Raw genomic sequence first — 13,283 nt, 5'->3', positions numbered from 1 at the left:
CATGACGACTCGTGACGAAAACTACTTTACTGAAAAATATGGCCTGACACGCACCCACTCAGAAGTGGTGTATGCCGCCTCCCAGATGCAGCCGGGACAGACGCTCGACCTTGGTTGCGGCAATGGACGAAACAGTCTGTATCTGGCGGCAAAAGGTTACAACGTCACCGCGTGGGATAAAAATCCCATGAGTATCGATAATCTGGAGAACATTCGTCAGGCCGAAGGGCTGGAGAACCTGCAGACTGCGATAAAAGATCTGAATACGCTGAGCTTTGATGGCGAGTATGATTTTATTCTTTCTACCGTGGTGATGATGTTCCTGGAAGCCAAAACCATCCCTGGTCTTATCGGCAACATGCAGCGCTGCACTAAGCCTGGCGGCTATAACCTGATTGTTGCCGCAATGGATACCGAAGATTACCCTTGTACCGTGGGCTTCCCGTTCGCCTTCAAACCTGAAGAACTGCGTGACTATTATGCTGGCTGGCAGTTCCTCAAGTACAACGAAGACGTCGGCGAACTGCACCGCACCGACGCCAGCGGAAACCGCATCAAGCTACGCTTCGCCACGATGCTGGCGCGTAAACCGGCTTAATCCGCCGCCAGCAGGCAGAGTTGCAGGGCGGTTAGATAGGAGGCCTCAAAGGCGCGCAGCGGCAAAAATTCGAATTTCGAATGGAAATTGTGCGCGCCGGTGAAGAAGTTCGGCGTCAGCAGACCCTTTGCCGAGAGCGCTGCGCCGTCGGTACCACCGCGCATCGGCGTGGGTTTTGGCGTTATACCGAGGCTTTCCATCGCGGTGAACATCAGGTCAATAGCCCGGCGGTCTTCGCCAATGGCGTTACTGATATTGCTGTAAGTATCGCTGATAGTGAATTCAACCCTGGCAGTAGGGTACTGGGCGGCGATTTTCTCTGCCGCTTCGCCAATCTGTTGTTTACGGCGGTTAAAGCTGTCCAGATCGAAATCGCGAATGTTGGCCTGCAACCTTGTGCTGTTCTGATCGCCATGAATACCGTTAAACCATACGTAGCCTTCGCGCCCGGCGGTGTGCTCCGGCGTCTGCTGGCGGTCGAAATAGCTCATGAAGTCGGTAGCCATTAACAGCGGGTTGACCAATACGCCTTTGGCGGACATCGGGTGTGCGGTTACGCCGGTAAACCGTATCTCCGCAGAGGCGGCGTTAAAGTTTTCATAAACGATCTCGCCGAGTTCGCAGCAGTCGATGGTCCAGGCAAAATCGACGGCAAAACGCGATAAATCCAGCGCTTTTGCCCCGCGAAGGCCAACTTCTTCGTCCGGGACGAACGCCACGACGATATCACCATGCTTATGTTCGGCGGTCAGGTTTTCCAGCAGCGTCATAACAACGGTCACCGCTGCTTTGTTATCGGCACCCAGTACGCTGGTGCCGTCGCTGAAAATAATCTCTTCATCACGATAGGCCAGAATTTCCGGATGCTCGTCAACCCGCAGCCAGATTTGCTGTTCCGGGTTAAGGCAGAGATCTTCGCCAGTAAATCGCAGGATTTGTGGATGAATATCCGGCGACAGTCCGACATCAACGGTATCAATATGCGTGATAAAGCCGATCCGCGGCGCACCGGGGACGGTGCCTTTTTTAACCGCCGTCACGGTCGCATGCTCGTCGACAACGATATCGTCAAGGCCAAACTGACGTAGCTCGTCGGCTAACGCCTGCGCCATCTGATGTTGTCCGGGCGTTGTGGGTAACGTGGTTGCTCGTGGATCGCTTTGGCTGGTGATAGCCAGATAGCGAAAGAAGCGCTGGGTTAATTGTCTGGTTAAGGGCGAGGCCATAGTGATTCCTTCTTAATTTATTATTTCGGGTGTTTGCAATCTGGCTTTAGTGTTATCTATGGGCAATAAAACAAAAAGCTATTCATTAGTCAAAAAATGAAAAGGGAAACGCATGCAACGCACATCTACTTCAATAGCTCTGACGATAGCGGCATTAGCGGTGAGTTCTGCCGTGAATGCGAAAACACTGGTTTATTGCTCTGAAGGCTCGCCGGAAAACTTTAATCCGCAGCTTTATACTTCCGGGACCAGCGTCGATGCCAGCGCGGTACCGATATATAACCGGCTGGTGGACTTTAAAGTTGGCACCACGGAATTGCAGCCCAGCCTGGCGGAAAGCTGGGAGGTGAGCGAAGACGGTAAAGTTTATACTTTTCACTTACGCAAAGGCGTTAAATTCCAAAGTAATAAATATTTTAAACCGACCCGTGATTTTAATGCTGATGACGTTATTTTTTCGTTTATGCGGCAAAAAGATCCGAATAACCCCTATCATAATGTCTCTAATGGCAACTACTCCAATTTTGAAAGCCTGGAGTTTGGTTCGTTAATTACCGCAATTGATAAACCGGATGAATATACGGTGCGTTTTACCCTCGCGCACCCCGAGGCGCCTTTTGTCGCTGACCTCGGCTGGTATTTTGCTTCAATCCTCTCTGCGGAATATGCCGATGCAATGCTGAAAGCCGGAACCCCGCAGCGCGTCGATATGGATCCCATCGGCACCGGGCCTTTCAAGCTGGCGCAATACCAAAAAGATTCGCGGATTTTGTTTACCGCATTTCCTGATTACTGGCAGGGAAAAGCGAAAATCGATCGTTTAGTATTCAGTATCACGCCTGATGCCTCGGTGCGTTACGCTAAGCTCGAGAAAAATGAGTGTCAGGTCATGCCATTCCCCAATCCCGCCGATTTACCGCGGATGAAAAAGAACCCGCAGATCAATCTGATGAGCAAAGCCGGGCTTAATACCGGTTTCCTCGCCTTCAACACGCAGAAAGCGCCGCTGGATAATGTGAAGGTGCGCCAGGCGTTGGCGATGGCGATCAACAAACCGGCAATTATCGATGCGGTGTTCCACGGTACCGGTACGGTAGCGAAAAACCTGCTGCCGCCCGGGGTCTGGAGTGCCGATGCCGATCTGCAGGACTACAGCTGGGACCTGGAAAAAGCAAAAGCGCTGCTGCGCGAATCCGGTGTGAAGAGTCCCATCACCATCGACCTGTGGGCGATGCCGGTTCAACGCCCCTATAATCCAAATGCGAAACGGATGGCGGAAATGATCCAGGCTGATTGGGCTAAAATCGGCGTGCAGACCAAAATAACCACCTATGAATGGGGCGAATACCTTAAGCGGGTGAAAGACGGCGAGCATCAGGCGGCGTTGATGGGCTGGACTACCGCGACCGGCGACCCGGATAACTTCTTTGGCCCATTATTTACCTGCCAGTCGGCCAACGGCGGTTCTAATTCGGCCAAATGGTGCTATGCGCCGTTTGATAAAATTATCGCCGAAGCTAAAACCATCACCGACCGGCCGCAACGAGAAGTTTTGTATAAACAGGCGCAGCAGATGATGCACGATCAAATGCCGGCCGTGATGATTGCGCACTCAACTATTTTTGAACCGGTGAGTAAATCGGTGACCGGGTATGAAATCGACCCATTTGGGAAGCATATTTTTTATCAGGTGGACGTAAAATAAGCATCGTAAATAAATCCGCCGCATTGGCGGATTTATTTTTTGCAAGGAGTTGACGGACCACCATTTTTGTCACAAAACTAAGCGTGAAATTTTGTTATAAACCTTGCCGACAAACTGCATTTACAGGGATTATCCATGCGTACAAAAATGTTATTTAAAGTAGCCGCTCTGGCCGGGCTACTGGCATTAACTGGTTGTGCATCCAAACTGGCGCAACCGGAGCAGTACTCCGGGTTTTTAAAAGATTATTCTAAGTTAAAAGAGACCACTTCGGCTTCCGGCAAACCAGAACTGCGCTGGATCTCCCCGGACTACAATCCGAGCAACTATGACAACGTCGTCTACCGTCCAATCACCTACTACCCGGTGCCGAAACCAACGACCCAGGTAGGGGAGAAAGCGCTGCAGGACATCCTTAATTACACCAACAAGCAGATGAAACAGGCCATCAGCGAACGTAAGCCGTTGGCGACCACGGCCGGCCCGCGCAGCCTGATTTTCCGCGGCGCAATCACCGGTGTTGATACCAGCAAAGAAGGGCTGCAGTTCTATGAAGTGATCCCGGTGGCGATGATTGTCGCGGGTACCCAGGCGGCAACCGGCCATCGCACGATGGACACGAATCTCTACTTCGAAGGCGAACTGATCGACGCGAAGACCAATAAGCCGGTTATTAAGGTTGTGCGTAAGGGCGAAGGTAAAACGCTGTCTAATGAGAGCACGCCGCTGACCGCTGATACGTTGAAGCAGGTGATTGATGATATGGCGATCGATGCGGTGAAATTCGATCCGTCGCAGAAGTAATTGATGCGTTAAGCCCGTCTTGCGAGTTGCCTGACGGGCTTATTATTAAGCCAGCCGGCGGCGCATAAACAGCTGTTCGGGGCGGGCGAACATCACCAGATTTCCTACCAGTATTAACGCCAGACCTATCACCGCATTGCTATGCCAGACGTAACCTTCGTAGAAGGTGGAGATAGTTAACGCCACCAGTGGGAAAAGCAGCGTGCTATAGGCCGCTTTGCTGGCCCCGATACGGCCTACCAGAGTGAAATAAGCGCCGAACGCGATCACCGAACCGAACAACGCCAGATACAGCAGGGCGCCCATATAACTCCAGGTCCACTGCGGCGTAAAGTTATCGCCGCGCAGCAGCGCGATCGCGCCCATGACCAGGGTGCCGTAAAACATGGCCCAGCTATTGGTGGTCAATGTCTCAAGCCCGCGGCGTTGGTGGCGAATACTCAGCATGTTGCCCAATGAAAAACCGTACGTTCCCAGGGCGCTCAGGCCGATTCCCCACAGCAGCGACGCGTTCAGACCATTGGCGAGGAGATCGTCCCAGAAGAGGGTGACAATTCCTGCGAGCCCCAGCGCCGCTGCCAGCCAAAAGCGCCCCGGCGGCTGCTGGCGGAAGAAAATAAAACTGTTGATCGCGTTAAATAAGACCGCCATCGAAAAGATGACCGACTCAAGGCCGGTATTGATATGCGCTGCGGCGGTATAAAAACACCAGAAGTTAAAGCAAAAGACGCAGCAGCCTTGCAGCATGCAAAAGAGATGATCGCGCATCGCCAGCGGGCGCAGGCGGCGGGTCATCAGCAAAATCGTCAGCATGGTGACGCTGGCGACGGCAAAACGCCAGAAAATCGATACCGGCGCGGCGACGGGGCCTTGTTGTAAAAAGATTGCAATCCATGTGGTACCCCAGATAACCACCACCAGCCCGTAGAGTAATGCGTTCAAAATGTCTCTCCTTTAAAATGCCTGGCGTAAGTGTGCGATTTTTCCAGGCAAAGCGCTGTCACCGTTTTGTTGCTGACTTGCAAAATCTTGCGCTTATTTTTCACAAGCTCATGGTCAATGCTGGTAAGCGGTGATGACAATTCATAGACTAAAGGTCTGCGGATTAAAAACGATGTGAAGGCTATGGCATACGGGACGTTCGAAACATTACAACAACAAAATGCGGTGCTGCGGGGGACCGTGGAACTCAATTCCGGGATCCAGCTTGCCGCGTGGTACAACGACCTTGACCGGATCACGGTGCGCAGCGACCACCACACGTTGAGCCTGTATGTCGCCGATGGTTACGAAAGCTACCAAAAAACACCGTACGGCTGGAAGAATGGCGGCGGGCCGGACCGTTTTTGTCTGATGCCAAAGGGCGATGAAAGCACCTGGGATATTCGCGGCGATCTCTCTTTCGTTCATCTCTATTGCACCGATGAGCATCTGCGTCGCGTCGGCGAGCAAATTTGGGATCGCAGCCCGGCGTCTTTCACCTTGCAGGAAAAAACCTTTGCCAGCGATGACAAAATTACCGCGGTGTATCGCCAGTTTCTGCTTGATAACGACTGGCGCCAGCAGGCTAATCAACTGCTATTAAGCTCCGCCAGTACGTTGCTGTTAACACATCTGATTCAAAACTATTCGAACGTGCAGTGGCGCCTGCCGACGGTTACCGGTGGCCTGGCGCCGCATCTTTTGCGTAATCTGTTGGCGTGGATTGAGGAGCACCTCGAGCAGCCGCTTACGCTTGCCGATCTTGCCGCACAGGCGTCGCTTAGCGAGTACCATTTTGCGCGGATGTTCCGCCAGTCAATGAATATGGCGCCGCACCAGTATGTGATGCAGCGGCGGATGATCAAGGCGCAAAATCTGATTTGCCACACCCAACAGCCGTTGACCGAGATAGCGCTGGCCTGCGGATTTAGCTCCGCCAGCCACTTTAGTCATCGGGTTAAGAGCGCCACGGGTCTTACGCCAAGCCAGCTACGTGCGGCGCAGCGTGGTTAACAGCATATAGCTGATACCGCCGAGGACCAGCCCCCAAAAGGCCGAGCCGACGCCTGCCAGAGAGACGCCGCTGGCGGTGACTAAAAAGGTTACCACTGCGGCATCGCGCTCGTTTTCTTGCCCCAGCGCTTGATAGAGGCTGCCGCTAATGGTTCCTAACAATGCCAGCCCCGCCAGCATCTGGATCCACACCGGCGGTAGCGCCGCCATAAGCGCGGTTATCGAACCGCCAAATAGCCCCGCCAACAGATAAAACACACCGGCCGCCGCTGCGGCGAGCCAGCGCTTATCCGCATCCGGATGCGCATCCGGACTTTGGCAGATGGCGGCGGTAATGGCGGCGATGCACACGGAATAGACGCCAAATGGTGAGAATAACAACGCCAGCGCGCCGGTAAATACGATTAGCGGCGAGACCGGAACCCGATAGCCTGATGCCTGAATGGTCGCCAGGCCGGGCGCATTCTGTGACGCCATGGTGACAAGGAAAAACGGTACACCGACGCTGAGCAGTAGCGAAGGGGTGAACTGCGGCGTAATCCACTGCGGAGCAACAAAAACCATATCGTTTGCCACTGGCGACAGCGCGCCGGTTAGCAGGGCAATGATCCCGCCTGCCGCTAACGCCGCAACGACCGCAAAACGTGGGTAGAGCGCTTTGCATAACAGCCAGGCGGCGAACATCCCGCCGCATAGCGGGAGATTATCCTGCAAACTGCCAAATGCCTGCAGACCAAAACGCAACAGGATCCCCGCCAGCATTGCCGCCGCCAGCGAATGCGGAATGATCTTCATGAGGCGGGCAAACAGTCCCGTCACGCCGCATAGCAGGATCAGCGCGTTGGCGAAAACAAATATTCCCACCGCCTGCGCTAGCGTCGCTCCCTGTAATCCACTGACCAGTAAAGCCGCGCCTGGAGTTGACCATGCGGTGAGGAGGGGGACTTTACGCCATAGCGTTAATACCAGCGTGCTGACGCCCATCGCCAGGCCAAGGGCGGTCATCCAGCCGGCTATTTGCCCGGCGTCGGCGCCAGCGGCGGCGGCCGCTTGCCAGATAATGGCGGCAGAACTGGCATAGCCTACCAGCACGGCGACAAATCCCGCGAGCAGCGTGGGGATGGGAAGGGTAAAGGAGCGCATGAACACCTCTTGTGCGTTATAACATACGACGAAGGTAGCATTGTGCGTTATAGCGTACAACTGGTAATATCAAGAAAATGATGAGGAGCCATCCATGAATATTGCGCAACATCTGGCAACGACGCTGAAAAGCCTGCGTCAGCAGCGCGGCTGGAGTTTGTCGCGGCTGGCGGAAGAAACCGGGGTATCGAAAGCGATGCTCGGGCAAATTGAACGTAATGAATCCAGTCCAACGGTCGCGACGTTGTGGAAGATAGCCACCGGCCTCAATGTGGCGTTTTCGACGTTCATCGTTGCCGATGAGACGGCTGCGCCCGCCGCCTTCGACCCGCAGCAGCAGGCGATGGTAGTGACGCCGATTTTTCCCTGGGATCCTGAGCTACGTTTTGACCATTTTTCAATTACCCTCGCCCCCGGCGCGCTGAGCGAATCGACGCCGCATGAGACCGGCGTCATTGAACATGTCGTGGTCATTAGCGGTACGCTGGATTTATGTCTGCAGGGGCAGTGGCATTCATTGCAGGCGGGAGAAGGGCGGCGCTTTGCCGGCGACCTGACGCATGCTTACCGCAATAGCGGCGCGCAGACGGCGCACTTTCATTCACTGATTCATTATCCAAAAGAAAAAGCCGCGGACTAATCCGCGGCCAATCAAGATGACTGAGACTAAAATTCACAACGTGACGAGGAAAATCCGGAATACGCAGCCACTGTAACCTTGCCGGGTTTTCATGAGAAATAGCTTTTTCTTCAATGCTTTGCCGATTTCTGCAAATTCGCTGTGCGGGCGCGGCGGAAAATGTTTTCGTCTACGCCCAGTTCTGACTACAATAGCCGCCATTTCGACCCCTATAACGGATAACGACGAGCGTATGCGCCTGCAAAACCATCATCTTGAACTTCTTAGTCCTGCCCGCGATGCCGGGATCGCCCGTGAAGCGATTTTACACGGCGCCGACGCGGTCTATATCGGCGGGCCGGGCTTCGGCGCGCGCCATAATGCCAGCAATAGCCTGAGCGATATCGCCAACCTGGTGCCGTTTGCGCATCGCTTTGGCGCTAAGGTGTTTGTGACGCTGAATACCATTCTTCATGATGATGAACTGGAACCGGCGCAACGTCTGATTACCGATCTGTACGAGACCGGCGTTGATGCATTGATCGTGCAGGATATGGGGATAATGGAGCTGGATTTGCCGCCGATTGAGCTGCATGCGAGCACCCAGTGCGATATCCGCAGCGTTGAGAAAGCGAAGTTTCTCTCTGATGCGGGCTTCAGCCAGATTGTTCTGGCCCGCGAACTCAACCTCGATCAAATTAAAGCGATCTACGATAATACCGACGCGACTATCGAGTTCTTTATTCACGGCGCCTTATGCGTAGCCTATTCCGGTCAGTGCTATATTTCTCACGCGCAAACCGGACGTAGCGCCAACCGCGGCGACTGCTCTCAGGCTTGCCGCCTGCCTTACACCCTGAAAGACGATCAGGGGCGCGTTGTGGCCTATGAAAAACATCTGTTGTCGATGAAAGATAACGATCAGACCGCCAACCTGGCGGCATTGATCGACGCCGGCGTGCGCTCCTTTAAGATTGAAGGGCGCTATAAAGATATGAGTTATGTGAAAAATATCACCGCTCACTATCGTCAGATGCTGGATCGTATTATTGAAGACCGCGGCGATCTCGCGCGTTCTTCCGCCGGGCGCACAGAACACTTCTTCGTGCCGTCGACCGATAAAACGTTCCATCGCGGCAGCACCGACTATTTTGTTAACGCGCGTAAGGGCGATATCGGCGCGTTTGATTCGCCGAAATTTATCGGCCTGCCGGTAGGCGAAGTATTAAAAGTCGGAAAAGATTATCTCGATGTTGAAGTGACCGACGCATTGACGAATGGCGACGGCCTCAATGTGATGATAAAACGTGAAGTTGTCGGCTTCCGCGCCAATACGGTGGAAAAAACGGGGGAAAATCGTTATCGCGTCTGGCCAAACGAAATGCCGGCAGACCTGCATAAAGTGCGTCCGCACGAGGCGCTTAATCGTAACCTCGACCATAACTGGCAGCAGGCGCTACTGAAAACTTCCAGCGAGCGCCGCATTGCGGTTGATATCGCGCTGAGCGGCTGGCAGGAACAGCTGGTGCTGACCATGACCTGCGAAGACGGCGTCAGCGTCACGCATACACTGGATGGCGAATTCGCCGAAGCGACCCAGGCGGAAAAAGCGCTGGCCAATTTACGTGATGGCGTGGCGAAGCTCGGCCAGACCATTTACTACCCGCGTGATGTGCAGATTAATCTGCCGGCGCTGTTTGTTCCGAACAGTATGCTTAACCAACTGCGCCGTGAAACCGCAGAGATGCTCGATCAGGCGCGCCTCGATGCCTGGCAGCGCGGAACGCGTAAACCGGTCTCCGTACCACCGCCGGTGTATCCGGAAACGCATCTGTCGTTCCTGGCGAACGTTTATAACCACAAAGCGCGCGCTTTCTACCAGCGCTATGGCGTTCAGCTGATCGATGCGGCGTATGAAGCTCATGAAGAGAAAGGCGACGTGCCGGTGATGATCACCAAGCATTGCCTGCGATTCGCCTTCAACCTGTGTCCGAAGCAGGCCAAAGGTTCGATAAAGAGCTGGAAGGCGACGCCGATGCAGCTGATTCACGGTGACGAAGTGTTAACCCTGAAATTTGATTGCCGTCCGTGCGAAATGCACGTGGTGGGTAAAATCAAAAATCATATTCTCAAAATGCCCCATCCGGGCAGCATCGTCGCCTCCGTCAGTCCTGACGAACTGATGAAAACGCTGCCCAAGCGTAAGGGCGCGTAAGAACCATTCTCACGGCGGGCAGTTATGCGCCTTTGCTTTGCGCGCGTACTGCCGGTGATAATGTTCGCGCAGCGAGCTGGCGGTGTCCTCAGCCCGGCTGCGTAGTTCATCGCAATCAGCCTCGTGCAGTAATCGCTGTTCGAGGCTTTGCACCGGGAAATAATCATGCCCCTGACGCTGGGCGAGCAGATGCCCGGAGAATAATCCGCACATCAGCACCACTGCCGCTATTCCTCTCCGCCACATATCATTTTCCATATCAATAGATAACGCGGGATTAATATGATTGATTTAATATTAGTTTTTTTATGGCGTTATCAAAGAAGCGCAAGGCTTTGTCAGGCGTGGCTGAAGAAGATGAAAAAAGCCTGACGCGATGAGCGCCAGGCTGGAGATGTGTTATATCAGGCACGAAGCCCGGCGGCGTTCATCAGCAGGCGGAAAATCATACTGACGGCGCCCAGCGCCAGCACGCTAGCGCCCCATATGGCTGCCAGCCATAGCAGACGTTTTATCCATGAATGCTCCATCAGTGATATCCCTCGCCAGTTTGAACTTTGCCGCGGAAAACGTAGTAGCTCCAGAAGGTATACCCAAGAATGACGGGAATAATCAGTAACGCGCCAACCAGCATAAAGCCCTGACTTTGCGGCGGCGCCGCGGCCTGCCATAACGAAATCCCTGGCGGAATAATATTCGGCCAAATGCTGATCCCAAGTCCGCTAAACCCAAGGAAGACGAGCCCCAGCGTCAACACGAACGGCAGGGTGTGAGCATCTCGTTGCCCAAGCGTGCGCCATAACCAGACGCTGATGGCGATAACCAATAGCGGCACCGGCAGCAGGTAAAACAGATTCGGCAGACTAAACCAGCGCTCGGCGATCGCCGGCTGGGAGAGCGGCGTCCATAGGCTAATCACGGCTATTATCATCAGTAAGGCCAGCAGCAGAAGGCGTGAAATTCTGCGCATGATATTCTGCAGCGGATTCTCGCTCTTCATTACCAGCCAACTAGCGCCCAGTAACGCGTATGCAACGGTGAGGCCGAAACCGCAGAATAGGGTAAATGGCGTCAGCCAATCCCACATTCCACCGCTAAAGCTGCGACCGCTGACCGGAAAACCATGAATGACCGCGCCGACGACCATGCCCTGGGTGAATGTCGCCAGTAGCGATCCGCCCAGAAAAGCTTTATCCCAGAAAGGACGGTGCGAAGGGGTCGCTTTGAAGCGAAACTCGAAGGCCACACCGCGAAAAATTAGGCCAATCAGCATCAGGGTTAAGGGTACCGACAGCGCGTCGATAATCACCGCATAGGCCAGCGGAAAGGCGCCGAAGAGACCAGCGCCGCCAAGCACCAGCCAGGTTTCATTGCCATCCCATACCGGGGCGACGCTGTTGACCATCACGTCGCGCTCATCGCCGCCGCGTACGGCGGCAAACAGAATGCCGATCCCTAAGTCGAAACCGTCCATGACGATATACATCAGGGTGGCAAACACGATGATAACAAACCAAATAACCGATAAATCAATACCCATTAGCGGGACTCCTTGTGCTGAAAACCATCCGTCGCGGCAGAAAGCGGACGCGCCGGCGTACCTGATGGCACAGGCGTCTGCTCTTGCGGGCCTTTGCGGATCAGGCGCAGCATATAGCTATAGCCAACGCCGAATACCGAGCTGTAGACGGCAATAAATGCCAGCAGGCTAATGGTCATATGCAGATCACCGTGAGCTGATACGGCCTCGGAGGTGCGCTGTATACCGTAAACGACCCATGGCTGGCGTCCGACTTCGGTGGTCACCCATCCAGCAAGAATCGCAATCAGGCCAGAAGGTCCCATCCATAACGCGAAGCGCAGGAAAGGTTTTGAGGTATACAGACGCTGCCGATAGCGCAGCCATAGGGCAATGACGCCGAGCAGAATCATTAACATTCCCAGACCGGCCATCAGACGAAATGACCAGAACACAACGGTTGAGTTGGGGCGATCTTCCGGAGCGAACTCCTTCAGCGCCGGTACCTGTTTATCGAGGCTGTGAGTCAGGATTAGGCTGCCGAGGGCAGGGATCTCCAGCCCATAGCGGGTACGTTCTTGTTGCATATCCGGCCAGCCAAAGAGCAGCAGCGGCGTCGGTTCGCCCGGCGGATTTTCCCAGTGGCCTTCGATGGCGGCAATTTTCGCCGGTTGATGTTTCAGGGTGTTTAGCCCATGCATATCGCCGATTAATGCCTGAATGGGGGCGACAAGCAGCGTCATCCATAGCGCCATAGAGAACATCGCACGGATGGCTGGGGTTTGATTGCCACGAAGCAAATGCCATGCGGCGGATGCGCCCACGAACAACGCACTGCTAAGAAACGCCGCGACGGACATGTGGAATAAGCGGTATGGGAAGGAGGGGTTAAAGATAACGGCGAACCAGTCAACGGGTACGACCTGACCGTTAACGATTTCGAACCCTTGTGGCGTTTGCATCCAGCTGTTTGAGGCAAGGATCCAGAATGTTGAAATGATAGTGCCCAGCGCCACCATGCAGGTGGCGAAAAAATGCAGGCCGGGGCCGACGCGGTTCCAGCCAAATAACATCACGCCAAGGAAACCGGCCTCAAGGAAGAAGGCGGTGAGGACTTCATAGGTCAGTAGCGGGCCGGTAATACTGCCGGCGAATTGTGAGAAACCGCTCCAGTTGGTTCCGAACTGGTAGGCCATCACCAGTCCGGAGACGACACCCATACCAAAGTTGACGGCAAAGATTTTCGACCAGAAATGGTATAGCGAGCGCCAGACTGGATTTTTTGTTTTTAACCATAATCCCTCAAGCACCGCCAGGTAGCTGGCAAGACCGATGGTGATCGCGGGAAAGATGATATGAAATGAGACGGTAAAGGCGAATTGGATCCGCGCCAGATGAAATGCATCAAGACCGAACATGCTGGACTCCACAAAAAAATTGATTCAACGCAATTTTAGGG

13 protein-coding genes are annotated in these 13,283 nt (G+C 54.2%); 6 read left to right on the top strand and 7 right to left on the bottom strand.

The annotated features are described in order from the left end of the window. Position 1 precedes the first annotated feature (1 nt). Positions 2-598: a tellurite resistance methyltransferase TehB gene (gene tehB / locus ABLU80_RS05265; RefSeq protein WP_348849792.1), complete on the top strand. Its 597-nt coding sequence runs from the start codon at positions 2-4 to the stop codon at positions 596-598. Here the strand turns inward: tehB and pepT are convergent. Continuing rightward, positions 595-1,824 (bottom strand): peptidase T, encoded by a 1,230-nt coding sequence (pepT, locus tag ABLU80_RS05260; RefSeq protein ID WP_015705572.1) that lies wholly within the window; start codon positions 1,822-1,824, stop codon positions 595-597. The genes tehB and pepT overlap by 4 nt on opposite strands. A 112-nt stretch (positions 1,825-1,936) precedes the next feature. Here pepT and ABLU80_RS05255 point away from each other — a divergent pair, with 112 nt between their 5' ends. Together ABLU80_RS05255 and ABLU80_RS05250 are read left to right on the top strand one after the other, a co-directional pair. Further along, a complete protein-coding gene (locus ABLU80_RS05255; RefSeq protein WP_348849791.1) occupies positions 1,937-3,529 on the top strand; it encodes an ABC transporter substrate-binding protein in 1,593 nt (530 codons plus the stop codon). Positions 3,530-3,664: 135 nt separating this feature from the next. After that, entirely contained in the window at positions 3,665-4,333 is a 669-nt protein-coding gene (locus tag ABLU80_RS05250) for a DUF3313 domain-containing protein (RefSeq protein ID WP_032708181.1), read from the top strand. 45 nt (positions 4,334-4,378) lie between these two features. On the opposite strand, the gene ABLU80_RS05245 is transcribed toward ABLU80_RS05250, so the two are convergent. Next, positions 4,379-5,275: an EamA family transporter gene (locus ABLU80_RS05245; RefSeq protein ID WP_015366394.1), complete on the bottom strand. Its 897-nt coding sequence runs from the start codon at positions 5,273-5,275 to the stop codon at positions 4,379-4,381. A 183-nt stretch (positions 5,276-5,458) separates the two neighbouring features. On the opposite strand from ABLU80_RS05245, the gene ABLU80_RS05240 reads away from it, so the two are divergent. Next, positions 5,459-6,328 carry an AraC family transcriptional regulator gene (locus ABLU80_RS05240; RefSeq protein ID WP_032711739.1) on the top strand — a complete coding sequence of 290 codons (870 nt, stop codon included), beginning with the start codon at positions 5,459-5,461 and terminating at the stop codon, positions 6,326-6,328. On the opposite strand, the gene ABLU80_RS05235 is transcribed toward ABLU80_RS05240, so the two are convergent. Beyond that, positions 6,305-7,477, bottom strand: a complete 1,173-nt coding sequence (locus ABLU80_RS05235; RefSeq protein ID WP_348849790.1) for a benzoate/H(+) symporter BenE family transporter — start codon at positions 7,475-7,477, stop codon at positions 6,305-6,307. The two genes, ABLU80_RS05240 and ABLU80_RS05235, sit on opposite strands and share 24 nt — an antisense overlap. An 88-nt stretch (positions 7,478-7,565) precedes the next feature. On the opposite strand from ABLU80_RS05235, the gene ABLU80_RS05230 reads away from it, so the two are divergent. Together ABLU80_RS05230 and ABLU80_RS05225 are read left to right on the top strand one after the other, a co-directional pair. Further along, positions 7,566-8,111 carry an XRE family transcriptional regulator gene (locus ABLU80_RS05230; protein WP_045414130.1) on the top strand — a complete coding sequence of 182 codons (546 nt, stop codon included), beginning with the start codon at positions 7,566-7,568 and terminating at the stop codon, positions 8,109-8,111. A gap of 232 nt (positions 8,112-8,343) precedes the next feature. Beyond that, positions 8,344-10,305, top strand: a complete 1,962-nt coding sequence (locus ABLU80_RS05225) for a U32 family peptidase (RefSeq protein ID WP_015366399.1) — start codon at positions 8,344-8,346, stop codon at positions 10,303-10,305. 9 nt (positions 10,306-10,314) lie between these two features. Here the strand turns inward: ABLU80_RS05225 and ABLU80_RS05220 are convergent, their stop codons facing one another. From ABLU80_RS05220 to ABLU80_RS05205, 4 genes are all read right to left on the bottom strand, one after another. Further along, a complete protein-coding gene (locus ABLU80_RS05220) occupies positions 10,315-10,551 on the bottom strand; it encodes a DUF2554 family protein (protein WP_087876966.1) in 237 nt (78 codons plus the stop codon). A gap of 158 nt (positions 10,552-10,709) precedes the next feature. After that, positions 10,710-10,835 (bottom strand): DUF2474 domain-containing protein, encoded by a 126-nt coding sequence (locus tag ABLU80_RS05215; RefSeq protein ID WP_015705564.1) that lies wholly within the window; start codon positions 10,833-10,835, stop codon positions 10,710-10,712. Beyond that, complete coding sequence (cydB, locus tag ABLU80_RS05210) at positions 10,835-11,845, bottom strand: cytochrome d ubiquinol oxidase subunit II (protein WP_015705563.1); 1,011 nt, start codon at positions 11,843-11,845, stop codon at positions 10,835-10,837. The genes ABLU80_RS05215 and cydB overlap by 1 nt, the downstream gene beginning before the upstream one ends. Then, positions 11,845-13,242 carry a cytochrome ubiquinol oxidase subunit I gene (locus tag ABLU80_RS05205; protein WP_110915909.1) on the bottom strand — a complete coding sequence of 466 codons (1,398 nt, stop codon included), beginning with the start codon at positions 13,240-13,242 and terminating at the stop codon, positions 11,845-11,847. Before ABLU80_RS05205 ends, cydB begins: the two co-directional genes overlap by 1 nt. Between the last annotated feature and the right edge of the window lie 41 nt (positions 13,243-13,283).

It is taken from the genome of Klebsiella sp. CN_Kp104 (genome assembly GCF_040064515.1).
Classification (GTDB): Bacteria; Pseudomonadota; Gammaproteobacteria; order Enterobacterales; family Enterobacteriaceae; genus Klebsiella; species Klebsiella aerogenes.
The sequence above is the reverse complement of the archived record's forward strand: the minus strand, read 5'-3'. Positions and strand labels throughout refer to the sequence as shown.

Excerpts from the sequence above, each read along its gene's own strand:
- tehB (WP_348849792.1), top strand. The coding sequence starts at position 2 with ATGACGACTCGTGACGAAAACTACTTTACTGAAAAATATGGCCTGACA.
- pepT (WP_015705572.1), bottom strand. The coding sequence starts at position 1,824 with ATGGCCTCGCCCTTAACCAGACAATTAACCCAGCGCTTCTTTCGCTAT.
- ABLU80_RS05255 (WP_348849791.1), top strand. The coding sequence starts at position 1,937 with ATGCAACGCACATCTACTTCAATAGCTCTGACGATAGCGGCATTAGCG.
- ABLU80_RS05250 (WP_032708181.1), top strand. The coding sequence starts at position 3,665 with ATGCGTACAAAAATGTTATTTAAAGTAGCCGCTCTGGCCGGGCTACTG.
- ABLU80_RS05240 (WP_032711739.1), top strand. The coding sequence starts at position 5,459 with ATGGCATACGGGACGTTCGAAACATTACAACAACAAAATGCGGTGCTG.
- ABLU80_RS05230 (WP_045414130.1), top strand. The coding sequence starts at position 7,566 with ATGAATATTGCGCAACATCTGGCAACGACGCTGAAAAGCCTGCGTCAG.
- ABLU80_RS05225 (WP_015366399.1), top strand. The coding sequence starts at position 8,344 with ATGCGCCTGCAAAACCATCATCTTGAACTTCTTAGTCCTGCCCGCGAT.
- ABLU80_RS05220 (WP_087876966.1), bottom strand. The coding sequence starts at position 10,551 with ATGTGGCGGAGAGGAATAGCGGCAGTGGTGCTGATGTGCGGATTATTC.
- ABLU80_RS05215 (WP_015705564.1), bottom strand. The coding sequence starts at position 10,835 with ATGGAGCATTCATGGATAAAACGTCTGCTATGGCTGGCAGCCATATGG.
- cydB (WP_015705563.1), bottom strand. The coding sequence starts at position 11,845 with ATGGGTATTGATTTATCGGTTATTTGGTTTGTTATCATCGTGTTTGCC.
- ABLU80_RS05205 (WP_110915909.1), bottom strand. The coding sequence starts at position 13,242 with ATGTTCGGTCTTGATGCATTTCATCTGGCGCGGATCCAATTCGCCTTT.